This window comes from Mesorhizobium sp. B3-1-7, from assembly GCF_006439385.1.
In the GTDB taxonomy this organism is placed as follows: Bacteria; Pseudomonadota; Alphaproteobacteria; order Rhizobiales; family Rhizobiaceae; genus Mesorhizobium.
Genome location: NZ_VFTL01000006.1, coordinates 66,139 through 90,588 on the forward strand (window position 1 = coordinate 66,139; position 24,450 = coordinate 90,588).

The window sequence follows — 24,450 nt, forward strand, 5'->3', positions numbered from 1 at the left end:
ATGGGCAATGGGCCCGGTGGCACGGAGGTTTCCGCGCTGCCATCCAGCCGGTCGGGTCCGAAAGGGTTCTGGCTGCGGGTGGAACGGACCCTTTCCGGGCTTGCGCGGTTGGCGTTATGGGTCAGCGGCACCGGGCTGACGCTGATGACCGTCATCATCTTCTGGCAGGTTTTCTCGCGCTACGTGCTGAACCGCTCGCCGAGCTGGACCGAATCCTCATCCGTGCTGCTGATGGGCTGGTTCATCTTTCTCGGCGCCGCCGTCGGCGTGCGCGAGCGGACGCATCTCGGCTTCGACGTGCTGCTCTATGTCTTGCCTGCCTCGGCCAAGGCGGTGCTGCGCAGCATTTCCGATCTCGTCGTGCTGGCCTTCGGCGCCGGCATGATCGTCTATGGCGTGCAACTGGCCAGGCTGACCTGGAACACGGTGATGCCATCGCTCGCCTTGCCTGGCGGCGTCAGCTTCCTGCCGGTCATCCTGGGGGGCGGGCTGGTCTGCCTGTTTTCACTCGAGCGGCTGGCGGGGCGCTTTGCCGGGCTGCCGGTCGATGCCGACATCTACGCAACCGGCGAGGAGCTTTGAACCATGGCGCTGATCGTGCTTTTCGGCACTTTCGTCTTCCTGCTGGTTATCGGCACGCCGATCGCATTCTGCCTCGGCGTCGCCAGCTTCGCGACGATCATCACGATCGGCCTGCCACCCGTCGTGGTGTTCCAGCGGCTCAATTCCGGCGTCAGCGTCTTTTCGCTGATGGCCATCCCGTTCTTCATCTTCGCCGGCGACCTTATGGTTCGCGGCGGCATCGCCGCCCGCCTGGTGGCATTGGCCGGGTCCCTGGTCGGCCATCTGCGCGGCGGTCTGGGCCAAGTCAACATTGCCGCGTCGACCATGTTCGGCGGTATTTCCGGTTCGGCGGTGGCCGATGCCTCAGCCGTCGGCGGGCTGATGATCCCGCAGATGAAGGCGCGCGGCTACGGCGTCGACTATGCCGTCAACATCACCTCAGTCGGCGCCATCATTGCGCTGCTGATCCCGCCGTCGCACAACATGATCATCTATTCGATCTCGGCCGGCGGCCGCATCTCGATCGCGGATCTGTTCACCGCTGGCGTTCTGCCGGGGCTGTTGCTGGCCTTGTCACTGATGGTCACCGCCTATCTGGTGGCAAGCCGGCGCGGCTATCCGACGGAACCGTTTGCCGGTTTCGGCCGGGCCTTGCAGCTGCTTGTCGCCGCCATTCCCGGGCTGATCCTGATCGGCATCATCTTTGGCGGCGTCCGCTCCGGCATCTTCACCGCCACCGAAAGCTCCTGCATTGCCATCGTCTATGCTTTCCTGGTGACGTTGATCATCTACCGGTCGATGAGCTGGAACGATTTCGTCACCGCGACCACGGCGGCGGTGCGCACGACAGCGATGGTGCTGATGATTATCGGCTGCGCCGCGGCCTTCGGCTGGCTGCTGGCCTATCTCCGGGTCCCGGCAGCGCTTGTCGCGTTTTTGCAGTCCGTGTCCGACAACAAGCTGGTCATACTGCTTCTGATCAATGTCGTCCTGCTCATCCTCGGCACATTCATGGACATGTCGCCGCTCATCATTATCACCACGCCCATCTTCCTGCCGGTGGTCATGGCCTATGGCGTCGATCCCGTGCATTTCGGCGTCATCCTGATCCTCAATCTCGGCATCGGCCTTTGCACGCCGCCGGTCGGCGCGGTGCTGTTCGTCAGTTGCGCCATCGGTCGCATTCCCATCTGGACGGCAATGCGCTCGATCTGGCCGTTCTATGGAGCGGCCTTCGCGGTGCTGATGCTTGTCACCTACATACCGGAAATCTCATTGTGGCTGCCGAGCCTGTTCCATTAGGAGGGCACCACGTGTCCCAAACAGTTGCCGACCTCAGGGTCGAACGCAAGCCGAAACTGTCGGAGACAGTGGTCGCGGCGATCCGCAAGCAGCTCTTGGCAGGCGAGGTTCCGCCAGGACAGAAGCTGCCAACCGAAGGCCAGCTGACGGAGACTTTCGGCGTCAGCCGCACGGTCATCCGCGAGGCGCTGGCCAAGCTTGCCGCCGATGGCATGGTCGAAGCGCGGCAAGGCGCCGGCGTCTTCGTCAGCGAGCACATCTCGACGACCTTCGGCGTTTTGGCCGCCGACATGGGAGCCAAGGATTCGGTCGCGCTCAACGTGCTCGAGGTCCGCCTCGCGATCGAGATCGAATCGGCGGGCCTAGCCGCCATCCGACGCAACGCCGCCCAGGAGGCCGCGATCCAGGAGGCCTTCTTCGAGTTCGAGCGGCTGCTGCTCGCCAGCCAGCCGACCGGCCCGGCCGACCTCGCCTTCCACCGCACGATCGCCAGCGCCACCAACAACCCGTTCTATGTCGAGATGCTCGATGTGCTGGGACGCCGCGCCATTCCCTGCGACGTGACCTCGCCCTGGTCGACAGAGCTCGTCCAGTCGGACGAGTACCAGCGCGGCCTGCAGCGCGAGCACCTCGTCATCCTCAATGCGATCTCGGCGGGCGATGCCGAGGCCGCGCGCGAGGCGATGCGCACGCATCTGACCCGCAGCCAGCAGCGCTACCGCGAGCGGCTGCAGGCCAGACAGGCCTATTATGCCAATTCGCTGAAAGCGGCATCGACCGAGTGACCGTCAGACAAGGCCTAGAAATGGACCAGACACACACCGAATTTTCCTCGCGTTTCGCCATCGATCCTATCGCCGCCGCGGCCATGGGGACCGACGAGCTGCGCCACCATTTCCACGTCGAGGGGCTTTTCCAGCCGGGCCTTGTCAGCCTGACCTACACGCATTACGACCGCATGATCGTCGGCGGCGCCATGCCTATCGACAAAATCTTGCCGCTCGAGGCGATCAAGCCGACCGGAACCAAGGCTTTCCTCGATCGCCGCGAACTGATCGCCGTCAACATCGGCGGCGCCGGCACCATCACGGCCGGCGGCCTGCCTTACGAATTGGCGGCGCGCGACATGGTCTATCTCGGCATGGGCACTGAGCAGTTGTCGTTCGCCTCGGCGGAGCCCGACAAGCCGGCAAAATTCTACCTGCTGAGCGCGCCGGCGCATCGGACCTATCCCAGCCAGTTGATCCGCATCGGCGACGCCAGGCGGCTCGACCTCGGCAGCCAGGCGACCAGCAACGAACGCTCGATCTTCCAGTTCATCCACGCCGACGGCGTCAAGACCTGCCAGCTCGTCGTCGGCATGACGCAATTGGCGCCCGGATCGGTGTGGAACACCATGCCCTGCCATGTGCATGACCGGCGCATGGAAGCCTATCTCTATTTCGATCTGCCGGAAGGGCAGCGCGTCTTCCACTTCATGGGCGAACCGGACGAGACGCGCCACATCGTCATGCGCAGCGAGGAGGCGGTGCTATCGCCGGGCTGGTCGATCCATTCGGGCGCCGGCACATCCAACTACGCCTTCATCTGGGCGATGGCCGGAGACAATGTCGACTATGCCGACGTCGACCAGGTGGCGATGGATCAATTGCGGTGAGCGATATTTCCGCCTTCAGCCTCGTGGGCAAGCGCATCCTGGTCACTGGCGCCAACACCGGCATCGGGCAAGGCATCGCCGTGTCGGTCGCGCGCGCCGGCGGCATGGTCGTCGGCGCAGGCCGCTCGGCGATGGACGAGACGGCCGGGAAGGTCGCGGCGGCGGGGGGCAGCTTCGAAGCGGTGAAAGTCGACCTCGGCGATCCGGCCGAGGCAGCTGCGATGCTCGACCGGATCTGGGGCGAGAGTGGCCCGCTGGACGGCCTCGTCAACAATGCCGGCATCATCCGGCGCGCCGACGCGGTCGACCTCAGCGAAGCCGACTGGGACGAGGTGATGGACGTCAATTTGAAGACGGTCTTTCGCCTCTGCCAGGGTTTCGCGAGGCGCGTGCTTGCCGAGCCGGGGCGGCGCGGCAAGATCGTCAACATAGGCTCGGTGCTGAGCTTCCAAGGCGGCATCCGCGTTGCCTCCTACACGGCCTCGAAGCACGGCGTGCTCGGCCTCACAAGGCTGCTTGCCTGCGAATGGGCGGCAAAAGGCATCAACGTCAACGGCATCGCGCCGGGCTATATCGAGACCAACAACACCGAAGCCTTGCGCGCCGATCCCGACCGCAGCGCCGCGATCCTCGGGCGCATCCCGGCCGGACGCTGGGGCCAGCCCACGGATATCGGTGACGTGGCGGTGTTCCTGCTCGCGCCGGCGTCGGACTACGTGCACGGCACAGTCATGCCTGTCGATGGCGGCTGGCTGGCGCGATGACAGTTTCCTGCCCATTTCGAACGGACGTTGAGTGATGACCGATATCTTTTCCCACGCGGGCGAAAAAGCCTGGGAGCCGACGCCGGACGGCAACCGACGGCGGGTGCTGGTGCACACCGATGAGTTGATGATGGTCGAGTTCGCCTTCGACAAGGGCGGCATCGGCGCGCTGCATTCGCATCCGCACGTGCAGGCAAGCTATGTCGCCGAGGGCCGCTTCGAGGTCACTATCGACGGCCGATCGGAGATCCTCGAAACAGGAGGCAGCTTCATCGTGCCGTCCCATCTCGTGCATGGCGTCAAGGCGATGGAGGCCGGGCGGCTGGTCGACAGCTTCGCGCCCTGCCGATCCGATTTCCTGGGCTAGATCGTGATGGCGTTTCGTTGAACCGCCCTCACGATCTAACGCTTTGTTGGAGCATGATCTTTCTCCGAAAACCGGTTCCCACTTTTCGGGATCATGCTCTAGAGCGTTTCACGGAAAAGCCGGACTGCACCGGAGCGGTTTCACGCCTTTTCCGGCCCCGGCGCGGCCGCCGCGTGGTCGCGGCAGCCTGCCGCGAGCAGGCGATGCGCGGCATCGAGTATGGCCTCGACCGGCGTGTCGGCGACATTGGCCGAACGGCCTCGCCTTGGCGCCGTGACGACCTCGACCCTGCTCGAAAGCGGTCGCCAGCGCTCCATATTGGCGCCGTTGTTGACGATCACCGCCGGCGTCATGACCGTGGCCAGAAGATGCGCCAGTCCGCCCTCCATGCCGATATAGGCGACCGCCATCTCACCCAGCGCCAGCAGGAGATCGTCGAAGCCTGCGACGTCCGGCGCGAGTTCCGGGCCGGCCACCTGGAGGCGACTTTCCCTGGCGACGAGAGCCTGCGGCGTCGGTCCGCTGCCGGGCGTCGCCAGATAGAGCACCCGGTAGCCGGCATCGATGAGATTGCCGGCGACGGCCACCACTTGATCTTCGTTCATGCACTTCCTGGCCTGGGCATTGCCGCCGAGCAGGACGAGCGGACGGCCGCAACCGTCCCGCAACCGGCGCGCCCGCGCGCGGGCGGCGTCCGGAACATCGAGCCTGTGATCGAAAGGCAGATGCCGGCCCGCCAGGCGCTCGATGAGCCGGTGATAGCGCCAGGCATTGTGTTCCGGCCGCAGCGTCAATCGCGTGCCCCAGCGCAGCGACAGAAGATGGCCGGCAAAATTCGCTTCGTGGCGGATGCCCCGGCCCGCGAGTTGCAGAGCCGTGAGCATCAGGCCCGGCACGCCGGTCCGCAGATCGACGACGATGGCCTTGCGGCCGCGCGGCGCGAATTCGGCGAGGATGGCGGAAAGCGGCGTCTTCGTCCTGAAGTCATCGACGAGATGCGCGACATGCTTGCGCAACACCTGCGAGAGCGATGAACCGCGCATGGCGCCGTAGACGATATGGCTTTGCGGAAAGGCCGTTCTTGCCGCACGCAGGGCCGGAATCCGCAGCAGGCCGTCGCCAAGCGCGTCGTTGCGGGCATAGAAGATCAGCACGGGCGCGGACGAATCCATCGTGACGGCGAATTCCATTGATGTGTGATGCCGCAGAAGCTGGATCGCAAGAATTCTTGCAAGAAAAATCAGCACCCCGGCTGAAATCCCGCAGGAACATGCCTGGTTTCTTGTATAAGGAAAAGCTTGGCTTTGTCATCTCGCCGGCGGGGACCGGGTTGGCGATGTCAGGCTCGATATGGCCCCGGGGGTTCCGGCTTCGAACAAGGCTATTTCGGCCAATGAACCGAGGGCGGCTGGGGCCAAGTCGTTCCACGCGATGGGGGTGGATATGCCAAAACTCGGGGCGGCCGTCGGTTTTCTGATGGCCCGGTCAAGCAGGGAGCTTGATCGCCTTGTGACGGCCGTCAAAATTCGCTGGCGGTCGAGGCCGAATGCGTGGGCCGCGCGGGCCAACAAGATATTCATAGCCGGGTGCGCGCGCAGCGGAACGACCCTGACGCAACGCATCATGAAAAGCTTCGAGGACACTTTCGTCTGGCCGCCCGAGGCGCGGCACACGAAATTCTATCTGCTGGACCGCCGGGAAAACAATCTGGTCGTCAAGCGCGATTCCCGGGCCTTCGCCCACCTTGCAAAATTGCCTGCCGACATCGGTCTCGTCTATTGCGTTCGACATCCTTTGGATGTGCTCACCAGCGTGCATCCGCAGACCATGGGGGAACGTCGATTTCACACCACGGCGGACCGCTGGGTGCTGGAATACGATGCGCTGCTGAGCCTGAGAAAGGCGCAGCCGGCGCGCGATATTCTCTACGTGCGCTACGAAGACACGATCGCCGGCCCGGACGCCGTGCAGCAGCGAATCGCAGATCGGTTCGGGCTCCGCCCGAGAGTGCCGGTGACCGGGGACGGGCAGCGCCCTATCCACGCGCGCTCGCTGCGCAAGTGGGAGCGCAACGAAGACTATCGCGCCTATCTTCAAGGTCAGCTGTCACCGGCCGTTCTTGGACCCATGCATGCCTTCTGTCGCGAATTCGGCTACGACATGCCTGCCTGGACCGGCGCTACCGGGTGAAGCATTTCAGCGCTGCTGCAGCGCCAGACATATGCCGAGCGCGCAATAGATGCCGCCGACCGCCTTGCCCTGCCATTTCAGCACTGCCGGTTTGCGGGGCGGCCCCAGGCATTGGCTTCCGTTTCAACGCTCGCCGTTGTATCGAAACGACAAGACCGAACGATGCCGGACCGGCCATCGCCAAGGCGCCTGCCGCGCGCGGCGGCGGCAGGATCAATCCTTGAAGGGGGCTGGCTTGGAAGAGCAAGCGACACGTGACACCCAGCGAAACCGGGCTGGAACGTGCAGGCTCCACAACAGGCTGGCTGGTCGTCGGAACGGAACCGGCGACCGGAAGCAGCCCGCCGCATGATCGCGCAACCCGTTCTCACCGCAAGGCGGCATGGGCTCATCGTGACGCCGGACATGTTGCCCGGCGGCGATGGGATGAACATCAACGGACCGTCGCTGATCGGCATGCCCGACTGGGCGCCGGGGCGGCTCGGCGCCTATTATCTCTATTTCGCTGACCACAATGGCTCCTATATCCGCCTCGCTCACGCGGATTCGATCGAGGGTCCGTGGCGCATCCATCCCGGCGGGGTGCTGTCGCTCGATCAATGCCCCTTCATCGAAGGCCACATCGCGTCTCCCGAGGTTCACGTCGATCGGCGCCAGCGTTGCTTCATCATGTATTTTCATGGACCGGCAAAAGGTAGGGAAGGCCAGATGAGCTTTGCCGCGACATCCGGTGACGGCCTTCATTTCAATCCGCTTTCCGAGCCGCTCGGGCCTTCCTATGCCCGGTTCTTCCACCACGACCAATGGTGGTACGGTCTTCTCGGGACAGGGGCCGTCACCGTCTTCCGCTCCAGGACCGGCATCTCCGATTTCGAACGGGGCCCGGCCGTTCTTCACGGCATGAAGCATCTTCCCGTCCCACGGCATCTGGCGCTGCAGAAATCCGGTCGCTGGCTGCGGGTCTACTACACGCGCAGGGGCGACGCGCCGGAACGGATCCTTCACGGCACGATCGATCTCGCCGAGGACTGGCGAAACTGGACGGTGCGGGGCGAGACCGAACTGTTGCGGCCGCAGATGGATTTCGAAGGGGCGGGCTTGCCGGTCCGTCACAGCCGGGAAGGCCCTGCCAAGGGCAGGGAGAACGCGTTGCGCGACCCCGCCATTTTCGAAGAGGACGGGCGAAGCTGGCTGCTCTACGCCGTCGCCGGAGAGAGCGGCATCGCCTTGGCCGAGATCTCGTCGAGGGACGTCCCTGCCAAAGCAGTCCGGACGCCGGCGACCACTCTGCGGCGTGGCGCAAGACGGCTGTTCTGGCGCTTGCGCAAGGCTGCGCCCTGGCTGCCCTCGGCAATGACGTCTCGCAAAAGAATCTTCATTGCCGGCTGCGCCCGCAGCGGAACCACGCTCAGCCGTCGCTTGATGGGGTGCTTCGACGATATCTATGTCCATGCGGACGAAGCGCCTTACCGCGCGCTGCTCGAACTGGATCGGCCCGAATTCAATCGGGTCGTCAAACGCACCTATGAGAGCCATAAGGACATCGAGCATCTGCCGGACTCGATCGGGTTGATCTATTGCGTGCGGCATCCTTTCGACGTGCTCACCAGCTCTCATCCGGAGACTGTGAACGAGCGGCGCTTTCATGTAACGACCGAGCGCTGGGAGGCGGAGTATGACGGATTGATGCGCCTTAGAAAGGCTCAGCCCGAAAGAGCCGTTTTCCATCTGCGCTATGAGGACTTGATCGCTGAACCCGATATCGTCCAGGGCAGGATCGCTCGGTCGTTCGGTCTTTCACCGGTCACCCTGTACAGCCGGGATGCGGATAATCCGATACGACCGACGTCGCTGAAAAAATGGGAACGCAATGAAGAATTCCGGACCTATCTGCATGGCCTGCCGGCGACGTTCCTCACCCGCGTGGAAAGCTTCTGCCGCGAATTCGGCTATGACATGCCGGCCGACGCCTTGAACACGGGAACGGCGCGGTGATGCCGGCACAGGCAGCGGGCCTGCGGGCCGAGGACCACAAGCGGCGCGTCCTGAAGGATGTGTTCGGCTTCGACGATTTTCGCCCGGGGCAGGCGAGCGTGATCGAGGCGTTGCTGGCCGGGCGCCATGTGCTGGCGGTCATGCCGACGGGCGCTGGCAAGTCGCTCTGCTATCAGGTTCCGGCGCTGGTCAAGGGCGGGCTCACCATCGTGGTGTCGCCGCTGGTGGCGTTGATGCAGGACCAGGTCGCCGCCTTGCGCCTTGCCGGGGTGGCCGCCGACACGATCAATTCCTCGCTCGACCGCGACGCCAATGTCGCGGCCTGGCGCCGCGTCGCGTCCGGGCAGACAAGGCTGCTCTATATGGCGCCGGAGCGGCTGATGACGGAGCGGATGCTCGAAGCCCTGTCCCGGCTCGATATCGGCCTGATCGCCATCGACGAGGCGCATTGCATCTCGCAGTGGGGCCCGGCCTTCCGGCGCGAATATGAGGACCTGTCGCGGCTGAGCGGGCTGTTTCCGCAAGCGCCCATCATCGCGTTGACGGCGACGGCGGACGAGGCTACCCGCGCCGACATCGAAGCCCGGCTGTTTGCCGGGCGGGCCGAGACCCTGGTGCTTGGCTTCGACCGGCCCAACATCAAGCTGGCGATAGAGCCCAAGCAGGACAGCAAGCGCCAGCTGCTGCGCTTCATCGAGCGCCACCAGGGCAAGAGCGGCATCATCTATTGCCTGTCGCGCCGCAAGACGGAGGAAATGGCGGCCTTCCTGGACAAGAACGGCGTGCGCGCGCTCGCCTACCATGCCGGCATGAGCAAGGACGCGCGGGAGGCGAACCAGAACGCGTTCATGAGCCTCTCCGGCGTCGTCATGGTGGCGACCATCGCCTTCGGCATGGGCATCGACAAGCCCGACGTCGCCTATGTCTTCCACACCGACCTGCCCGGCAGCCTGGAGGCGTATTACCAGGAGATCGGCCGTGCCGGACGCGACGGCCGGTCGGCGGAAGCGCACATGCTCTACGGTGCCGGCGACATCCGCACGCGGCGGATGTTCATCGACGACGAGGATACCTCGCCCGAGCACAAAAGACGGGCGCATCGCCGGCTCGACACGCTGATCGGCTATTGCGAGACGGCGCAGTGCCGGCGCCAGGTGCTGCTCGGCTATTTCGGCGAGGAGGCGCAGGCCTGCGGCAATTGCGACAACTGCCTCGACCAGGCGCCGCGCGCCGATGGCGGGACGGAGGCGCGGATCATCCTCGCGGCTGTCGCGCAGAGCGGCGAGCGCTTCGGCGCCGCCCATGTCATCGACATCCTGCTCGGCCATGAGACCGAAAAGGTGTTGGCCAGGGGCCATCAGAAGCTCACCAGCTTCAAGACCGGCATCATGCACAGGAAGCCGGTCTGGCTGTCGCTCATCCGGCAACTCGTCGCCGGCGGCTTCCTGGTGCCGGACCCCGACGGCCATGGCGGTCTCGCCATCTCGGAAGCTGGCCGCGCGCTCGGACGTGGCGAGGTTGCGTTCGAGTATCGTGTCGAGGGCCGGGACCGTCTCGCGCGCGGCAGGAAGCGGGCCGCGCAGGGTTCCGCCATGGGCGGCGAGGGCGTGGACACTTCCTTGCTGGCCGCGCTCAAGACATTGCGGCTGCGGCTCGCCAAGGAACGCCAGGTGCCGGCCTATGTGGTGTTTTCCGACCGCACCCTGATCGACATGGCCGAGCGCCGTCCGCGCGACCTCGACGATTTCGCCGAGGTGAATGGCGTGGGTGCAGCCAAGCTCAAGGAGTTCGGCGAGGCGTTCTTGAGTGCGATCGCGGCGCACCCGTCAGAAAGCTGACAAGACGTATATCTCAGCCTACTGCCGCCGGAGTCTACCGCTCAACCCACGCCTTGGACGGCCTGAACCATGGCATTTGCGGCTTCAACGGGCTGGAGGCCAGCTTCGCGCACCAGCGTGCGCCAGGTGAAGAAGCTCAGCGCCACGCGCAGCATCGCTCGCTGGCTGCCGCCAAGGCCTTCGCCGAGCACTGCCTGGCAGGTCGCGAAATACGGGACGATGCTCGCCTCGACAGCCTCCCGGGTTGGCGGGTGATGTTCGGCGTCGCGCAACACGCTGGCCACCACGCTTTCATTGCGCCCGTACCATTCGTAGATCGCCAGCAGCGCGATCCTCATCCGTTCGCCTGGGTCGGCCACAACTCGCCACGGCTCCGGGCTCGGCAGCGGATGCGTCTCCATGTGCGTGCTCGAGCAGGCCTGCAGCAGGCTGCGCTCGTCGGGGAAGTGGGCGTAGAGCGTGTGTCGCTGAACGCCGGCACGCTCGGCGACCAAGCTGAAGGTCGTTGCTGCGGGACCAACGCTACCGTGCAGGTCGATCGCAGCTTCGACGATGCGCCGCCGGGTTTCCGCCTGCTGCTCGGCACGGCGTTTAAGGGTGTATTTGCGGGTCATGTATTTAAATGCACACGTGTGTGCACCCATTGTTGACAGGGCTCTAATATTTCGCTACACACATATGTACTTCGATTTTGATCGAAGTCCAGCCCGGGATCAACCGGGAGAGGGAACGCAACCATTGTTTTGCAGGAGGTTCCATGGAAACGAAAATCGACGAAATCGCCGAGGGCATCTACCGCCTATCGACCTATGTATCGGACATCGCTCCGCCCGTCGGCTTCACCTTCAACCAGTTCCTGGTCATGGGCGATGAGCCGCTCATGTTCCACACCGGTCTGCGGAAGATGTTCGCGCTCAACCGCGACGCGCTTGCCCGCATCATCCCCCCGGAGCGTCTTCGCTGGATTGGATTTGGCCATTTCGAATCCGACGAATGCGGCGCCATGAACGAATGGCTCTCCGTTGCGCCGCAAGCAACGGCCGCGCACGGACAGACAGGCGTCTACGTGTCGCTCGACGATTTCGCGGATCGTGCGCCGCGGGTGCTGAAGGATGGCGAGGTGATCGACATCGGCGGCGGCAAGCGCGTGCGCTTCATCGATACACCGCACACGCCGCATGGTTGGGACGCCGGCGTCATGTACGAGGAATCGACCGGCACCCTGCTCTGCGGCGATCTGTTCACCCAACTCGGCAACGACCGCGCGCTGACCGACGGCGATGTTGTCGGCCCGGCGATCGCCGCCGAGGATCTGTTCAAATATTCGGCACTCAATCCCGGCATGGGCACGACCATCCGCGAGCTTGCCAAGCTCGCGCCACGCACTCTGGCGCTCATGCACGGCCCGTCATTTTCCGGCGACGGGGCTGCGGCCCTGCGGGCGCTTGCCGACGACTACGACCGCCGTGTCTCGGCTCAGATGGCCGAAGCCATGCAGAGGCTGGCAGCATGAGCGCGCTCGTAGATGGTACAAAGACGGACTGCCGGATCACCGGCGTTTGCGGCCGGCAGGGGCGCACCTGCCCGAACGCCGGCTTCGTATGCCGCATCCTGCTTCGGGCTCAGGATGTCAGTCCTGCGAAGGGCGCCACGCGAATGCGTAGCCTGAAATGAATGAGCGGCCTCCTTCGCCAAGGCTTCGGAGGCCATCTTCGCGAAGGATCGCCAATCAGCTGGCGAGGCAGCATTTCTTGAATTTCTTGCCGCTTCCGCAAGGGCACGGATCGTTGCGCCCGATGTCGCGCCAAGGGTTGGTGGCTGGTGTGACGCTGGAGAAGGCCCGGTCCAGCCATGAGGCTTGCCCACCCTCGTCCTCGTCAAGATCGAAATCGTCGTCGCCAAACTCTAAGCCGTCGTCATCGTCAAGGCCGCGGGTCCAATCCAGCGCCACAAGGACATCCTCGATATAACTCAGACTGGCGCGATCGAACCGGCCAATGTCGCCGGGTTGCTGCTCGGCTTCCCGCAGGTCGTTTTCGAAATCACTGCGTTCAAGCGCATCTTCCGGGATACGGCCCTCGTCCCAAGCGCTGTAGACAAGCGGAACGAGGTCTCGCAGGTCAAGCATCGCGATGGCTTGCAGCCAGCCGATCCACGCGTAATCCCAGTCGTCGGCAAGCCTCTCCCTGTAGAACCGCTCCACGAAATCCCTTGTCCGGTCGCGCTCGATGCGACCTTCCCAGGTCAAAAAGGTCACCGCGCCAAACGCCGCGTCGCGAATGAATTCGTCGGCGGAGCGGTCGGCAATGATGCCGAACAGCGCTTCGGCGTCGCCGTCGAATACGCCTACGATGATGCGCGACAAGGTTTCGGTTATGGCGTCGCCAAGCAGCCGGTCGGCTTCCTTCCCAGGACGGCGCAGCAGACGCAGCAAAGGTTGGCATGCCTGGGTGTCACGGGCGCCGCCGAGGATATACACGCCCCTGAAGAGCAGCATCTCTTCATCGTCCGACAAAGGCTGTCCGTTGGCGGCGCGTTCAAGGACGGCGCGCAGCGCAGGCGCTGATTCTTCTATCCTGATCGTGCAGACCGCAATTGCGAGATTCGGCACCTCGCGTTCGGTCGCCACGGCATGGAGATAGCGGTCTATCGGATACAGCTCGAAGTCGCTGCTGTCGTCGGAAAGCAGCTTTTCCAAATCTTCTTTTTTCATCGCGTCCAGTCGCGTCGATGGAGCCCTGGCTAGGCGGCGTGCTATCGATTCCCCAGGCACACACTTGTGTCAATCATGAGAGCGACGATGAGCGAATACCAATACTACGAATTCCAGGCGGTCGATCGTTCCCTTAGCAACACGGATCGCCAGGGGCTTCGCGAGTTGTCATCGCGGGCGCGGATCACCGCCACAAGCTTCACCAATTTCTACGAGTGGGGGGATTTCAAAGGCGATCCGGACGAGCTCATGGAGCGCTGGTTCGATCTTCATCTTTATTGGGCCAATTGGGGTTCCCGCCGCCTGATGATCAAGCTGCCGGCCCGGCTGGTTGATCGGGATCGCGTGGACGCCTTCCTTGGAGCGACCGACGACGTCATGCTCAGGGTCGCTGGCGAGAACATCATTATAAGCATCGCGCGCGACGAGTTGGAGTTCGAGTACCTGGACGACGACGACTCAGGTTGGCTCTCGGCCTTGGCGCCGTTGCGGGCCGACTTGCTCGCCGGCGATCTTCGGCCTTTCTATCTGCTTTGGTTGACGGCTGTCGAAGCGGACGCGATTGAACCCGATGAGCCGGAGCCGATGCCGGGAATCGGGCCGCTGACCGAGGCGCTCGAAGCGTTCGCCGAGTTCTTCGGCATCGACCGCGATCTCGTCCAGGCGGCGGCTGAGCGAAGCGCGACAACGGGTCCCGATGGCGCGGCACCGGGTATCACCCGGCGGGTGGTCGCGGCGATGAGCGACATCGAGAAAACCAGTCTGCTCATGCGGGTTTTCAATGGCGAGCCGAATATGTCCGCCGAGTTGCGGGCCACGATTCGGGCACGTCTGGAACCCGAAACGACAATCTCGCCTGCCCCTTTGCGCACAGCTGCGGATCTGCAGGCGCGGGCCGAAGAAATCCGCCTTGCCCGCAAGCGCGCCGAGGCGGAGCTGGCGGAAGCGCAGCGGCGATTGCAAGCGGAAGCGGCTGAGAAGGCCCGCGATATCCGGGTCCAGGTCCTTCGCCAGCGGGGTGAAAATGTCTGGGAAGAGGTCGAGATCGAGATCGGGCGGCGCAACCCCGCCGGCTACGACAAGGCGGCGGCGCTCCTTTCCGATCTATTGGCGCTTGCCGAAAAACAGGGCAGCACCGAGGATTTCCGTCTCCGGCTTCAGTCGCTCCGGGAGCGCCACGCAGGGAAGGGGCGCTTCCTCGAACGCCTGGGGGCGCTGGGATAGGTCTTGCAAGGGAGCCGGCTAACGCCAAAGGCAGACCTTGACCTCATTTCCAACATAGCAAGCGCCTTCGCGGTGAAGCGCTCCCCAATCTTGTCCGTCGCCGTGCGTGTCGCGAATATCCCCGTTCGCATAGCCTGCCCAAAGATCGCCGTCCTTGTAGACAACGGCCCAGTAATCCTTGGACATTTCGCCGGCCCCGCTATGCGTGTCGGGATAGTCGATACCCGCAAAGACCTGCCGGGGCCCCTGGATGTTGAAATCGCCGCCCTGCTCGATCTGATAGGAGCATTTTCCGGAGATGCGGGTCTGACCATGAACGACAAGCAGGCAGCGGCCCCATTTATAGCCACTTGGTAGACGATGCTGCGGTTGCGCATGCGACGGTGAGAGGGAAAACGCAATTGCAAGGGCAACCGCGATTGTTCGCGCGATCATCTTGTCCCCTGTTGTGAAGCCGCGATCGGACATTCTTAGATTTCGCCCCGAGCGCATGTCGAATGGTCCTGTGCGCAATGACCCCCGAGATCATATTACTATCGATCAAGGTCGGATTTTTGTCACGTGAAGGCTGCGAAATTTCATTCGCGAGGCCGATGTAGCGCGGAGAGGAAATGTAGGCAGCTCCCGGGCCGCCCTCCTTCGCTAAAGCTTCGGCGGGCATCCTGCTTCGCGCGGAAGATTGGGCTGGTCCTGCGAAGCGCACAGCGCGAAGCAGGATGGCGGAGAGGGAGGGATTCGAACCCCCGATACCCTTGCGAGTATGCCGCATTTCGAGTGCGGTGCATTCGACCACTCTGCCACCTCTCCGCGAGGTCATGGTCGGCCGTTGCCGGCGCGGCGCACTAAATAACGGCTGACCGTTAGAGTTACAAGGCCCTATTCGACCGATTTCCAGCTTCCGCGAAAAGCGGCGGAGAGGGGACGGGCCGATATTTGCCGGCAACGTCGCTCAATGTATCTCCAGGGGCGGCCCGCTTGCCTTGACTCCGGCGCAACCTTCGGTTAGGGACAGCCCGCATTCGGCGTGGAGGCTCTTCCGCGCCGCTTGTTTTTTGAACCCGCAGACTGACAAAAAGACGGCCGAGCCGCCTGACGCGGTTCATCGAGGCCGACCGAACAGCGAAAGGCAAAAAATGTTCGCAGTCATCAAAACGGGCGGCAAGCAATATCGCGTCGCCGCCAACGATCTCCTGAAGATCGAGAAACTCGAAGCCAAGGTCGGCGACATCGTCGAGATCGGTAATGTGCTCGCGCATGGCGAGGGCGAGAATGTCACGTTCGGCGCGCCGTTCGTCGATGGCGCTCTGGTCACGGCGGAAGTCGTCGAGCAAGGCAAGAACCGCACCGTCATCGCTTTTAAGAAGCGCCGCCGCCAGAATTCCCGCCGCAAGATCGGCCACCGCCAGCTTCTGACCACCGTCAGGATCGCCGAGATCCTGCTCGGCGGCGCCAAGCCGTCGAAGAAGGCCGCCGCCAAGGCAGAGGCAAAGGCCCCCGAAGCCAAGGCGGAGGTCGCCGCCGAGGCGAAGGCCGAAGCCGCGCCGAAGGAGCCGAAGGCCAAGAAGGAACCCAAGGCAGAGGCCGCTCCGAAGGAAGAGGCTAAGGCCGAGACCGTCGCCGCGCCGCTGTTCAAGGCGCCGAAGGGCGAGCCGGACGACCTGACCGTGATCAAGGGCATCGGCCCGGTCGCGGCGAAGGACCTCGCCGAGCAGGGCATCGTCACCTTCGCGCAGCTCGCCAAGCTCACCGACAAGGATGTCGCCAAGATCGACGAGCACATGCCGTTCAGCGCCGACCAGATCAAGGACTGGCGCGAGCAGGCCAAGGAACTGGCGAAGAAGTAATTCTTCCGGCGACGATCGTCGCCGGTACGGGACTTGAAACGGAACGCGAACGCGTTCATAAGACCATTCAAGCGCCTCAGGGGCGCATCGGAGTTAGTCAAATGGCACACAAGAAAGCTGGCGGTTCGTCGCGCAATGGTCGCGATTCGCACTCCAAGCGTCTCGGCGTGAAGAAGTTCGGCGGCGAAGCCGTCGTCGCCGGCAACATCATCATCCGCCAACGCGGCACGACCTGGCATCCGGGCACCAATGTTGGCATGGGCACGGACCACACCCTTTTTGCGCTCGACGCCGGCGCAGTCACCTTCAACAAAAAAGCCAACGGCCGAACCTACGTATCGGTGAACCCGATTACCAAAGCAGCGGAGTAGCCGGTTCCGCACCATAACACCGGCGCCCATCTCGGGAACCGGTGTCTGGCCAGGCCAGGAAAAGGATCAGGAGAGATGGGCTTGCCCTCTCTCCTTTTTCATTTTTCTTTGCCCTGGAGGACTAAATGGTTGCCGAAGCGGAAGATACCGAAGACGAAAGTTACGCGATCGATTGCCCGGTGCTGGCCACCGAGCGGCTGGTCATGCGCGCCCCGCGCGAGAGCGATCTCGAGCAACTCGTCACGCTTGCCGACAACCGGCATGTCGCCGAAATGCTGGCCCGCATGCCGCATCCCTACGGCGAAGCCGAGGGCCGCACCTTCCTTGCCATGGCGGCGTCGCGCCGCGCCGGCATCGTCTATGCGCTCACCCTTGCCGGCACCGGCACCTTCGTCGGCTGCGCGGGCTTGAACACCACCGATCGCGGACTGGAGCTCGGCTACTGGATTGGCGAACCCTACTGGAAGCGCGGTTATGCGACGGAGGCCGCGCATGCGCTGGTCGACCTCGCGTTCCAGAACACTTCGATCCAGGTGCTGCATGCCTCGACCCGGGTGATCAATCCGGCCTCGCGCCGGGTCATCCACAAATGCGGCTTCCAGTATGCCGGCCAGGGCATGCTGAACTCGATCGTCGCCGGCCAGGTGCCGGTCGAGCGCTACCGGCTCGACAGGAAGACGTGGACCAGTCTGCGCAACTGGGTCCACTTCTAGGCATATTGAAATTCAGGTGAGGCCGGCCTGCAAATGCCGGCTTCCTGCGCTTCCGGTGCTCACGTACTTTAAGTACGCTCCGCTCCGGTTCTCGGTAGCCATCATTTTCGGCTCGGCCTGACCTGAATAGCAACACGCCTAGGCGTCGGCGCTCGAAGGCGACTCAGCCCAGTTCGGCCCAGAGCGGCAAATGATCGGAGCCGACGGCTTCCCGGTCGGACCACAGGCGCTGCAGCGACTTGGCCAACGAGGCGCTGGTGAAGACATAGTCGATGCATTTGTGGCGGCTTTTGTCGCCGGGGCGGTCGGGGTCGACCCAGGTGACGAGGTCGGCGACGGCCAGGCGCTGGGCGACGTCGACGGCGAGATCGGCGGTCAGCGGCATGCCGAACTCATGGTCCGGCCGGCCGGCGAGTTCGATATATTCCGGCGAGCCCGGCAGCATGTTGAAGTCGCCCATGACGATGAAGGCTTCCGGATAGGGCAGGTCCGGCAGGCCGATCTCGGGAATGCCCGACAGGCCGCCGCCTTCCAGCGCATAGTTCAAGAGGCGCTGGCGCAGGAAACGGATCTGGCCCTGGCGCTCGACCGGGCTGCGGTGGTCGAGATGGGTGGAATAGAAACGGATGAAGCCGAGCGGCGTCTCGATCAGCGCCTCGAGCGCGCCGCGCTGGAAGTTCATGGTCTCGAGGCTGCGGCTGCGCGGCAAAAGGAGATTGCGCGACAGATGGATGGGCGTCTTCGACAGCACCATGTTGCCGAGCTGGAAGGACGTCGAGACGGCGCGGCCGTTCTCCAGGCGCGAGCCGATATTGACCTCGAAATTGCTGCCATAGGCGGCAAAATAATCGGGCAGCGCCTCGCCGATCTCGGCCACCATGTCGCGATCGCCGTTGCGCGGATTGTTGCGGGTCACCTCCTGCAGCGCGATCACGTCGGCACCGCGTACCGCATCGGCGATGCGGCCAAGGTCGTATTTGCCGTCGAGGCCGATGCCGAACTGGATGTTGTAGGTGACGACCTTCATTCGAGCATTTCCCCAACCCTGGCTCGCGAACAGTGCTACTGCGTCCTTTGCAAAAGAGCATCAGGCGCTTTAGTCGCAAAACAGCCTCGCCCTTCGTCCCGCCTTGGTTTAGAGCAATCCCGCAAGGCCACCAGCAGAAACTTGAAACGCAGATGAAATTCCTCGACCAGGCAAAGGTTTACATCCGCTCCGGCGATGGCGGCGCCGGATCGGTGTCGTTCCGGCGTGAAAAATTCATCGAGTTCGGCGGACCGGACGGTGGCGACGGCGGCCGCGGCGGCGATGTCTGGATGGAAGCGGTCGACGGGCTGAACACGCTGATCGACTATCGCTACCAGCAGCATTTCAAGGCCAAGACCGGCATGCACGGCATGGGCCGCAATATGACGGGCGCCAAGGGCGCCGACGTGACGCTGAAAGTGCCGGCGGGCACGCAGGTCTTTGCGGAGGACAATGAAACGCTGATCTGCGACCTGACGATCGTCGGCCAGCGCTTCCTGCTCGCCAAGGGCGGCAATGGCGGCTTCGGCAACCAGCATTTCAAGACCTCGACCAATCAGGCGCCACGGCGCGCCAATCCCGGCTTGCCCGGAGAGGAGCTGAGCATCTGGCTGCGGCTCAAGCTGATTGCCGACGCCGGCCTGGTGGGCATGCCCAATGCCGGCAAATCGACCTTCCTTGCCGCCGTCACCGCCGCCAAGCCGAAGATCGCCGACTATCCATTCACCACGCTCTATCCCGGCCTCGGCGTCGCCCGCATCGACGGCCGCGAATTCGTGCTGGCGGATATTCCCGGGTTGATCGAGGGCGCGCATGAAGGGGTCGGCATCGGCGACCGTTTCCTCGGCCATGTCGAGCGCACGCGCGTATTGCTTCACCTGGTCTCGGCGCAGGAGGAAAATCCCGGCAAGGCCTACAAGACCGTGCGTGCGGAGCTCGATGCCTATGGCCATGGGCTGACCGACAAGGTCGAGATCGTCGCGCTCAGCCAGATCGATATCCTCGACGCGGATCAGCGCAAGAAGAAGGCCGCCTCGCTGAAGCGCGCCGCCGGCCGCGCGCCGCTGCTTGTCTCGGCCGTCACCGGCGAAGGCGTCGAGGCGGTGCTGCGCGCGCTGATGGCGGTGGTCGCGGAAGCGCGCGATGCCGTTCCGGCTCCTGTCGACACGCGCTGGCGATAAGACCCATGAAATCGCTGAAATCATACCGGCGCATCACCGTGAAGATCGGGTCGGCGCTGCTCGTCGACCGCGCGAGGGGCCTGAAGCGCGACTGGTTGACCTCGCTTGCCGACGACATTGCGGCGCTTGCCAGTACCGGCGCGGAAGTGCTTGTCGTATCCTCAGGAGCCATTGCGCTTGGCCGCACCATTCTCGGCCTCGGTAAACGCGCGCTGAAGCTCGAGGAGAGTCAGGCCGCCGCCGCGGTCGGCCAGATCGCGCTTGCCGGCGCCTGGTCGGACGCGCTCGGCAAGGACGGGCTGAAGTCGGGCCAGATCCTCTTGACGCTTGGCGACACTGAAGAACGCCGCCGCTACCTCAACGCGCGCGCGACGATCTCGACCCTGCTCAAGATGAAGGCGGTGCCGGTCATCAACGAGAACGACACGGTGGCGACGTCGGAAATCCGCTACGGCGACAACGACCGGCTGGCGGCGCGAGTGGCGACGATGATGGGCGCCGATCTCTTGGTGCTGCTTTCCGATATCGACGGGCTCTACACGGCGCCGCCGGCTAAGGATCCGCAAGCAAAATTCATCCCCGTGGTCGACCGCATCACGCCGGACATCGAGGCGATGGCGGGCGTGGCCGCATCCGAGCTGTCGCGCGGCGGCATGCGCACGAAACTCGACGCCGGCAAGATCGCCAACGCCGCCGGCACCGCCATGATCATCACTTCGGGCACCAGGCTGTCGCCGCTGATGGCGATCGAGCGCGGCGAGCGCGCGACCTTCTTCAAGCCGAGCGCCAATCCGGTGAAGGGTTACAAGACCTGGATCGCCGGGCAGCTCGAGCCGGCAGGCCGGCTCACGGTCGATGCGGGCGCCATCGGCGCGCTCAAATCGGGTAAGTCGCTGCTGCCGGCGGGCGTTAAACTGGTCAGCGGCAATTTCTCGCGCGGCGACACGGTGGCGATCCTGTCGCCCGAGGGCCGCGAGATCGCGCGCGGCCTTGTTGCCTATGATGCCGCCGATGCCGTAAGGATCGCGGGCTTGAAGACGGCCGAGATCGAAAATGTGCTCGGCTACGAGGCGCGCTCGGCGATGATCCATCGCGACGACCTTGTGGTAAGCCTTGCCGGCGACCAAGTATTGGCCGACGACTAGAGCATCGGCCGACGACCAAGCGGAGGGATGAACCATGCTGAAGCTGCATGAAAAATCCGGCGAAGACACCGTGGCGCTGATGGCCGATATCGGCCGCCGCGCCCGCGCCGCCGCGCGACCGTTGGCCGTCGCTTCCACCAAGGCCAAGAACGATGCGCTCGTCGCCATGGCCGATGCCATCCTGCGCAACGAGCAGGTGATCCTCGACGCCAACGCCATCGACATGTCGAATGGCGGGGAGGCCGGGCTGTCGGGCTCCTTCATGGACCGCCTGAAGCTCACCCCCTCGCGCATCAAGGCGATGGCCGACGGCATAAGCGAGATCGCCGCGCTCAAGGATCCGGTCGGCGACGTCATCGCCGAATGGGATCGGCCGAATGGCCTTCATATCGAGCGCGTGCGCACGCCGCTCGGCGTCATCGGCGTCATTTACGAAAGCCGCCCCAACGTGACGGCGGACGCCGGCGCGCTTTGCCTCAAGGCGGGCAATCCGGTGATCCTGCGCGGCGGCTCGGATTCGAACAATTCGTCGTCGGCGATCCATGCCTGCATGGTCGAAGGGCTGAAGGCCGCCGGCCTGCCGCAGGATGCCATCCAGTTGGTGCCGACCACCGACCGCGCCGCCGTCGGCGAGATGCTCAAAGGCTTGAGCGGCAGTCTCGACGTCATCATCCCGCGCGGCGGCAAAAGCCTGGTCGGGCGCGTGCAGAACGAGGCGCGGGTGCCGGTCTTCGCGCATCTGGAAGGCATCTGCCATCTCTATATCGACCGCTCGGCCAAGCTCGACATGGCGGTGAAGATCGCCGTCAACGCCAAGATGCGGCGCACCGGCGTATGCGGCGCCGCCGAGACCTTGCTGGTCGACCGCGCGGTGGCCTCCACGCATCTGGTGCCGATCCTCGAAGCGCTGCGCGTCGCCGGCTGCGAAATCCACGCCGATGCCGAGGTGACGGAAGCCTTTGCCGACGCCAGCCCGGCGACCGATGCGGACTGGGTGACGGAATATCTCGACGCCATCATCGCGGTGAAGCTGGTCGACGATGTCGCCGGCGCAATCGAGCATATCGAGACCTTCTCGTCGCACCACACCGAGGCGATCGTCGCCGAGGATGCGCAGGTGGTCGAGAAATTCTTCAACGAGATCGACTCAGCGATCCTTTTGCACAACGCCTCGACGCAGTTCGCCGATGGTGGCGAGTTCGGCATGGGCGCCGAGATCGGCATCGCCACCGGCAAGATGCACGCGCGCGGGCCGGTCGGCGTCGAGCAGCTCACCTCATTCAAATACCGCGTGCGCGGGTCGGGACAGGTGAGGCCTTGACGTTGTTTGCTGCTAGAGCTTGAGCCTTTGCGCCAAGGCCCCCCCCTCTGGCCTGCCGGCCATCTCCCCCTCAAGGGGGGAGATTGGCAGCTTCGGTGCCGGCGCTCGGCTTGCAACGCCGGCGATTGGCGAAAGCATAGGCAACATCTGATCTCCCCCCTTGAGGGGGAGATGGCCGGCAGGCCAGAGAGGGGGGCCTAGCACCATGCTTTCGTCCCTTCAGCCCATCGTCCCCGCCCGCTACCTCCGCATGCCGCACGCCGCCAAGGGGCTGACCGTCGGTCTGTTCGGCGGTTCGTTCAACCCGCCGCATGCCGGTCACGCGCTGGTCGCCGAGATCGCGCTGAGAAGGCTCGCGCTCGACCAGCTGTGGTGGATGGTGACGCCCGGCAATCCGCTGAAGAGCGCGCGGGAACTGGCGCCGCTCGCCGAGCGCATCGAGCTGTCCGAAAAGATCGCCAGGAATCCGAGGATCAAGGTCACCGCCTTCGAGGCGGCGCAGCACGTGCGCTACACCGCCGACACGCTTGCGCTGGTCAAGGCGCGCAACCCGGGCGTCGATTTCGTCTGGATCATGGGCGCGGATAGCTTGCGCGACTTCCACCGCTGGCAGCGCTGGCGCGAGATCGTGCTGACCTTCCCGATCGCGGTCATCGATCGCCCGGGCGCCACGCTCTCCTTCCTGTCGTCGGTGGTCGCCAAGACCTTCGACTATGCCCGCGTCGACGAGGGCGACGCGCCGCTGCTTGCCCGCATGCCGGCGCCGGCCTGGACTTTCATCCACGGTCCGCGCTCCTTGCTGTCTTCCACCGCGATCCGCAAGGCGGCGAAGGGGTGAGCGCCCTCCTTCTCCTGCAAGGGGAGAAGGTAAGTCCGGCCATGTCGCTTTTGCGGCGGCTTTTTGCCTGTTCGTAGGCCAAGCTTGCGTGGACATGCTGAAGCAGAATCAATCCGCGAACGATCCCAGCCGCGCCGCGCAATCGGCGCCACTGATCGCCATTGCCAGCGTCATCGTGTCGATGGCGCTGATCGCGATCGGCAACGGGCTGATGTTCGCCTATATCCCGGTGCGGCTCGGCGCCGACGGTTTCGACCCGACCTGGGCAGGGCTGATCGTCACCGGGCTTTCGGCCGGCGGGCTTGCCGGCTGCATCCTGACCGGGCCGCTCGTCAAGCGAGTGGGCCACGCCCGCGCCTTCATGGTGCTTTCGGCGCTGATCGCGCTTTCCAATGCCGCGATCGGCGCTGGGCCGATCCCGTTGCTCTGGATCGCGGCCCGGGCGCTCTACGGCTTCGCCATTTGCGGGCTGTTCATCGTCGCCCAGAGCTGGCTGAACGACGCCTTGCCGAATTCGATCCGCGGCCGGATCATGGCGGTGTTCTACGTCGCCTATATTGGCGGATTGGGCGTTGGCTATGCGACGCTCGCCGCGATCGACATCCATACAGCCGCCGCCGCGCTGATCGGCATCACCTTCACCGCGCTTTCCATTCTGCCGGTCGGCATGACGCGGCTTGCCCAGCCGCCGGCGCCGCAGGCCGCGTCGGTGGCGCTTCGCCGCGCCTGGCGGATCTCGCCGGTCGGCGTCGCCGGCATGCTGGCGGTCGGCGGCCTGTCGATGATCGTTTCCGGTTTTGCGCCGATCCATGCCACCGCCAAGGGCTACAGCCAGGCCGACGTGGCGCTGCTGTTGTCGGCGATGCCGGTCGGCACGCTGATCCTGCAGATCCCGCTCGGCTGGATTTCCGACCGCACCGACCGTCGCTACGTGCTGGCGGGCGCGGCGGCGCTCGCGACCGTCGCCAGCGTGCTCGCCATTGTCTTCGACGGCGGCGCGCTGATGGCGCTGGTGGTGATCTATCTCATCTGGGATGGGGCGTCGGAATCGATCTACGCGCTCTCCAGCGCGCATGCCGCCGATCGCGCCGGCAAGGATGAGCTTCTGGCGCTGTCGAGCTCGATGCTGTTTGCCTGGTCGCTGGCCGGCTTTATCGTGCCGGGCATCGTGACGGCGCTTTCCGCCGTCTTCGGCACCGCGACTTTCATCTATGTCGGCATCGTCATCGCATCGGCTTTCTGCCTGTTCGTGCTGTGGCGCGTGATGGCCGGCCGGCCGACGCCCGCGGCCACAAGCGGCAGTTTCGCGCCGATGTCGGCGCAGACGCCCTTGCCGGTGGAGCTAGCCTTCGCGCCGGACGAACAGCAGCGACACGTCAAAGATTGACAAGCTGCG

The 24,450-nt window shown here is 64.4% G+C and carries 24 protein-coding genes, 1 tRNA gene and 1 pseudogene; 19 read left to right on the top strand and 7 right to left on the bottom strand.

The genetic code is table 11. The features are described from left to right. From FJ417_RS06755 to FJ417_RS06780, 6 genes are read left to right on the top strand one after another with little or no spacing between them, the layout of a single operon-like run. Window positions 1-582, top strand: coding sequence for a TRAP transporter small permease (locus FJ417_RS06755; protein ID WP_140704411.1), 582 nt, complete (start codon window positions 1-3; stop codon window positions 580-582). Between the two features lie 3 nt (window positions 583-585). Next, entirely contained in the window at window positions 586-1,866 is a 1,281-nt protein-coding gene (locus tag FJ417_RS06760; RefSeq protein WP_140782930.1) for a TRAP transporter large permease, read from the top strand. 11 nt (window positions 1,867-1,877) lie between these two features. Beyond that, a complete protein-coding gene (locus FJ417_RS06765; RefSeq protein ID WP_140646491.1) occupies window positions 1,878-2,651 on the top strand; it encodes a FadR/GntR family transcriptional regulator in 774 nt (257 codons plus the stop codon). 20 nt (window positions 2,652-2,671) lie between these two features. Beyond that, window positions 2,672-3,523, top strand: a complete 852-nt coding sequence (gene kduI, locus FJ417_RS06770) for a 5-dehydro-4-deoxy-D-glucuronate isomerase (protein ID WP_140782931.1) — start codon at window positions 2,672-2,674, stop codon at window positions 3,521-3,523. Continuing rightward, entirely contained in the window at window positions 3,520-4,287 is a 768-nt protein-coding gene (gene kduD / locus FJ417_RS06775) for a 2-dehydro-3-deoxy-D-gluconate 5-dehydrogenase KduD (RefSeq protein WP_140782932.1), read from the top strand. The genes kduI and kduD overlap by 4 nt, the downstream gene beginning before the upstream one ends. A 34-nt stretch (window positions 4,288-4,321) precedes the next feature. After that, window positions 4,322-4,654 carry a cupin domain-containing protein gene (locus FJ417_RS06780; RefSeq protein ID WP_181183164.1) on the top strand — a complete coding sequence of 111 codons (333 nt, stop codon included), beginning with the start codon at window positions 4,322-4,324 and terminating at the stop codon, window positions 4,652-4,654. Between the two features lie 140 nt (window positions 4,655-4,794). Here FJ417_RS06780 and FJ417_RS06785 read toward each other — a convergent pair whose 3' ends face one another. After that, the gene (locus FJ417_RS06785) at window positions 4,795-5,844 is read right to left on the bottom strand and encodes a glycosyltransferase family 9 protein (RefSeq protein WP_140782934.1); all 1,050 of its coding nucleotides are present in this window, start codon (window positions 5,842-5,844) and stop codon (window positions 4,795-4,797) included. 253 nt (window positions 5,845-6,097) lie between these two features. On the opposite strand from FJ417_RS06785, the gene FJ417_RS06790 reads away from it, so the two are divergent. Beyond that, window positions 6,098-6,844, top strand: coding sequence for a sulfotransferase (locus FJ417_RS06790; RefSeq protein WP_181183166.1), 747 nt, complete (start codon window positions 6,098-6,100; stop codon window positions 6,842-6,844). 6 nt (window positions 6,845-6,850) lie between these two features. Here FJ417_RS06790 and FJ417_RS33915 read toward each other — a convergent pair. Next, window positions 6,851-6,940 (bottom strand): annotated as a pseudogene (locus tag FJ417_RS33915) (LysE family translocator); the annotation flags it as partial. A gap of 252 nt (window positions 6,941-7,192) precedes the next feature. Between FJ417_RS33915 and FJ417_RS33475 the strand changes: the two are divergent. Both FJ417_RS33475 and recQ read left to right on the top strand, forming a co-directional pair. Beyond that, window positions 7,193-8,839 (top strand): sulfotransferase, encoded by a 1,647-nt coding sequence (locus FJ417_RS33475; RefSeq protein WP_246687408.1) that lies wholly within the window; start codon window positions 7,193-7,195, stop codon window positions 8,837-8,839. Next, a complete protein-coding gene (gene recQ, locus FJ417_RS06805; RefSeq protein ID WP_140782935.1) occupies window positions 8,839-10,677 on the top strand; it encodes a DNA helicase RecQ in 1,839 nt (612 codons plus the stop codon). The genes FJ417_RS33475 and recQ overlap by 1 nt, the downstream gene beginning before the upstream one ends. A 41-nt stretch (window positions 10,678-10,718) precedes the next feature. Here recQ and FJ417_RS06810 read toward each other — a convergent pair whose 3' ends face one another. Further along, window positions 10,719-11,291, bottom strand: a complete 573-nt coding sequence (locus tag FJ417_RS06810; protein WP_140782936.1) for a TetR/AcrR family transcriptional regulator — start codon at window positions 11,289-11,291, stop codon at window positions 10,719-10,721. Between the two features lie 143 nt (window positions 11,292-11,434). On the opposite strand from FJ417_RS06810, the gene FJ417_RS06815 reads away from it, so the two are divergent. Beyond that, window positions 11,435-12,190 (top strand): MBL fold metallo-hydrolase, encoded by a 756-nt coding sequence (locus tag FJ417_RS06815; protein WP_140782937.1) that lies wholly within the window; start codon window positions 11,435-11,437, stop codon window positions 12,188-12,190. A 216-nt stretch (window positions 12,191-12,406) separates the two neighbouring features. Here FJ417_RS06815 and FJ417_RS33035 read toward each other — a convergent pair whose 3' ends face one another. Then, window positions 12,407-13,390: a DUF1186 domain-containing protein gene (locus FJ417_RS33035; RefSeq protein WP_181183167.1), complete on the bottom strand. Its 984-nt coding sequence runs from the start codon at window positions 13,388-13,390 to the stop codon at window positions 12,407-12,409. Between the two features lie 87 nt (window positions 13,391-13,477). Here FJ417_RS33035 and FJ417_RS06825 point away from each other — a divergent pair, with 87 nt between their 5' ends. Next, window positions 13,478-14,614 (top strand): hypothetical protein, encoded by a 1,137-nt coding sequence (locus FJ417_RS06825; protein ID WP_140782938.1) that lies wholly within the window; start codon window positions 13,478-13,480, stop codon window positions 14,612-14,614. A gap of 18 nt (window positions 14,615-14,632) precedes the next feature. Here the strand turns inward: FJ417_RS06825 and FJ417_RS06830 are convergent, their stop codons facing one another. Continuing rightward, window positions 14,633-15,082 (bottom strand): hypothetical protein, encoded by a 450-nt coding sequence (locus FJ417_RS06830; protein WP_140782939.1) that lies wholly within the window; start codon window positions 15,080-15,082, stop codon window positions 14,633-14,635. A 249-nt stretch (window positions 15,083-15,331) separates the two neighbouring features. Beyond that, window positions 15,332-15,421 (bottom strand) — tRNA-Ser (locus FJ417_RS06835). Between the two features lie 326 nt (window positions 15,422-15,747). Between FJ417_RS06835 and FJ417_RS06840 the strand changes: the two genes are divergently transcribed. The 3 genes from FJ417_RS06840 to FJ417_RS06850 all read left to right on the top strand — a co-directional run bounded on the left by FJ417_RS06840 (window position 15,748) and on the right by FJ417_RS06850 (window position 17,542). After that, window positions 15,748-16,458: a 50S ribosomal protein L21 gene (locus tag FJ417_RS06840; RefSeq protein WP_140782940.1), complete on the top strand. Its 711-nt coding sequence runs from the start codon at window positions 15,748-15,750 to the stop codon at window positions 16,456-16,458. 101 nt (window positions 16,459-16,559) lie between these two features. Next, on the top strand, window positions 16,560-16,829 hold the full coding sequence (rpmA, locus tag FJ417_RS06845) for a 50S ribosomal protein L27 (RefSeq protein WP_140646513.1): 270 nt from the start codon (window positions 16,560-16,562) through the stop codon (window positions 16,827-16,829). 125 nt (window positions 16,830-16,954) lie between these two features. Continuing rightward, on the top strand, window positions 16,955-17,542 hold the full coding sequence (locus FJ417_RS06850; RefSeq protein WP_140646514.1) for a GNAT family protein: 588 nt from the start codon (window positions 16,955-16,957) through the stop codon (window positions 17,540-17,542). 163 nt (window positions 17,543-17,705) lie between these two features. Here the strand turns inward: FJ417_RS06850 and FJ417_RS06855 are convergent, their stop codons facing one another. Beyond that, window positions 17,706-18,569 carry an endonuclease/exonuclease/phosphatase family protein gene (locus FJ417_RS06855; protein ID WP_140782941.1) on the bottom strand — a complete coding sequence of 288 codons (864 nt, stop codon included), beginning with the start codon at window positions 18,567-18,569 and terminating at the stop codon, window positions 17,706-17,708. Between the two features lie 152 nt (window positions 18,570-18,721). Between FJ417_RS06855 and obgE the strand changes: the two genes are divergently transcribed. The 5 genes from obgE (at window position 18,722) to FJ417_RS06885 (ending at window position 24,441) form a co-directional block, all read left to right on the top strand. Next, complete coding sequence (obgE, locus tag FJ417_RS06860; protein WP_140659737.1) at window positions 18,722-19,750, top strand: GTPase ObgE; 1,029 nt, start codon at window positions 18,722-18,724, stop codon at window positions 19,748-19,750. Between the two features lie 5 nt (window positions 19,751-19,755). After that, complete coding sequence (gene proB, locus FJ417_RS06865) at window positions 19,756-20,895, top strand: glutamate 5-kinase (RefSeq protein WP_140782942.1); 1,140 nt, start codon at window positions 19,756-19,758, stop codon at window positions 20,893-20,895. A gap of 34 nt (window positions 20,896-20,929) precedes the next feature. After that, the gene (locus FJ417_RS06870) at window positions 20,930-22,216 is read left to right on the top strand and encodes a glutamate-5-semialdehyde dehydrogenase (RefSeq protein WP_140782943.1); all 1,287 of its coding nucleotides are present in this window, start codon (window positions 20,930-20,932) and stop codon (window positions 22,214-22,216) included. 250 nt (window positions 22,217-22,466) lie between these two features. Then, the gene (locus tag FJ417_RS06880; protein WP_140646569.1) at window positions 22,467-23,054 is read left to right on the top strand and encodes a nicotinate-nucleotide adenylyltransferase; all 588 of its coding nucleotides are present in this window, start codon (window positions 22,467-22,469) and stop codon (window positions 23,052-23,054) included. A 94-nt stretch (window positions 23,055-23,148) separates the two neighbouring features. After that, on the top strand, window positions 23,149-24,441 hold the full coding sequence (locus tag FJ417_RS06885; protein ID WP_140646520.1) for an MFS transporter: 1,293 nt from the start codon (window positions 23,149-23,151) through the stop codon (window positions 24,439-24,441). Window positions 24,442-24,450: the final 9 nt, after the last annotated feature.

Coding starts and splice junctions, on each gene's coding strand:
- FJ417_RS06790 (WP_181183166.1), top strand. CDS start 6,098: ATGCCAAAACTCGGGGCGGCCGTCGGTTTTCTGATGGCCCGGTCAAGC.
- FJ417_RS06830 (WP_140782939.1), bottom strand. CDS start 15,082: ATGTCCGATCGCGGCTTCACAACAGGGGACAAGATGATCGCGCGAACA.
- FJ417_RS06785 (WP_140782934.1), bottom strand. CDS start 5,844: ATGGAATTCGCCGTCACGATGGATTCGTCCGCGCCCGTGCTGATCTTC.
- FJ417_RS06815 (WP_140782937.1), top strand. CDS start 11,435: ATGGAAACGAAAATCGACGAAATCGCCGAGGGCATCTACCGCCTATCG.
- FJ417_RS06810 (WP_140782936.1), bottom strand. CDS start 11,291: ATGACCCGCAAATACACCCTTAAACGCCGTGCCGAGCAGCAGGCGGAA.
- FJ417_RS06850 (WP_140646514.1), top strand. CDS start 16,955: ATGGTTGCCGAAGCGGAAGATACCGAAGACGAAAGTTACGCGATCGAT.
- kduI (WP_140782931.1), top strand. CDS start 2,672: ATGGACCAGACACACACCGAATTTTCCTCGCGTTTCGCCATCGATCCT.
- FJ417_RS06880 (WP_140646569.1), top strand. CDS start 22,467: ATGCCGCACGCCGCCAAGGGGCTGACCGTCGGTCTGTTCGGCGGTTCG.
- FJ417_RS06840 (WP_140782940.1), top strand. CDS start 15,748: ATGTTCGCAGTCATCAAAACGGGCGGCAAGCAATATCGCGTCGCCGCC.
- FJ417_RS06870 (WP_140782943.1), top strand. CDS start 20,930: ATGCTGAAGCTGCATGAAAAATCCGGCGAAGACACCGTGGCGCTGATG.
- FJ417_RS06855 (WP_140782941.1), bottom strand. CDS start 18,569: ATGAAGGTCGTCACCTACAACATCCAGTTCGGCATCGGCCTCGACGGC.
- FJ417_RS33035 (WP_181183167.1), bottom strand. CDS start 13,390: ATGAAAAAAGAAGATTTGGAAAAGCTGCTTTCCGACGACAGCAGCGAC.
- recQ (WP_140782935.1), top strand. CDS start 8,839: ATGCCGGCACAGGCAGCGGGCCTGCGGGCCGAGGACCACAAGCGGCGC.
- FJ417_RS06780 (WP_181183164.1), top strand. CDS start 4,322: ATGACCGATATCTTTTCCCACGCGGGCGAAAAAGCCTGGGAGCCGACG.
- FJ417_RS06755 (WP_140704411.1), top strand. CDS start 1: ATGGGCAATGGGCCCGGTGGCACGGAGGTTTCCGCGCTGCCATCCAGC.
- FJ417_RS06885 (WP_140646520.1), top strand. CDS start 23,149: ATGCTGAAGCAGAATCAATCCGCGAACGATCCCAGCCGCGCCGCGCAA.
- proB (WP_140782942.1), top strand. CDS start 19,756: ATGAAATCGCTGAAATCATACCGGCGCATCACCGTGAAGATCGGGTCG.
- rpmA (WP_140646513.1), top strand. CDS start 16,560: ATGGCACACAAGAAAGCTGGCGGTTCGTCGCGCAATGGTCGCGATTCG.
- obgE (WP_140659737.1), top strand. CDS start 18,722: ATGAAATTCCTCGACCAGGCAAAGGTTTACATCCGCTCCGGCGATGGC.
- FJ417_RS06825 (WP_140782938.1), top strand. CDS start 13,478: ATGAGCGAATACCAATACTACGAATTCCAGGCGGTCGATCGTTCCCTT.
- FJ417_RS33475 (WP_246687408.1), top strand. CDS start 7,193: ATGATCGCGCAACCCGTTCTCACCGCAAGGCGGCATGGGCTCATCGTG.
- FJ417_RS06760 (WP_140782930.1), top strand. CDS start 586: ATGGCGCTGATCGTGCTTTTCGGCACTTTCGTCTTCCTGCTGGTTATC.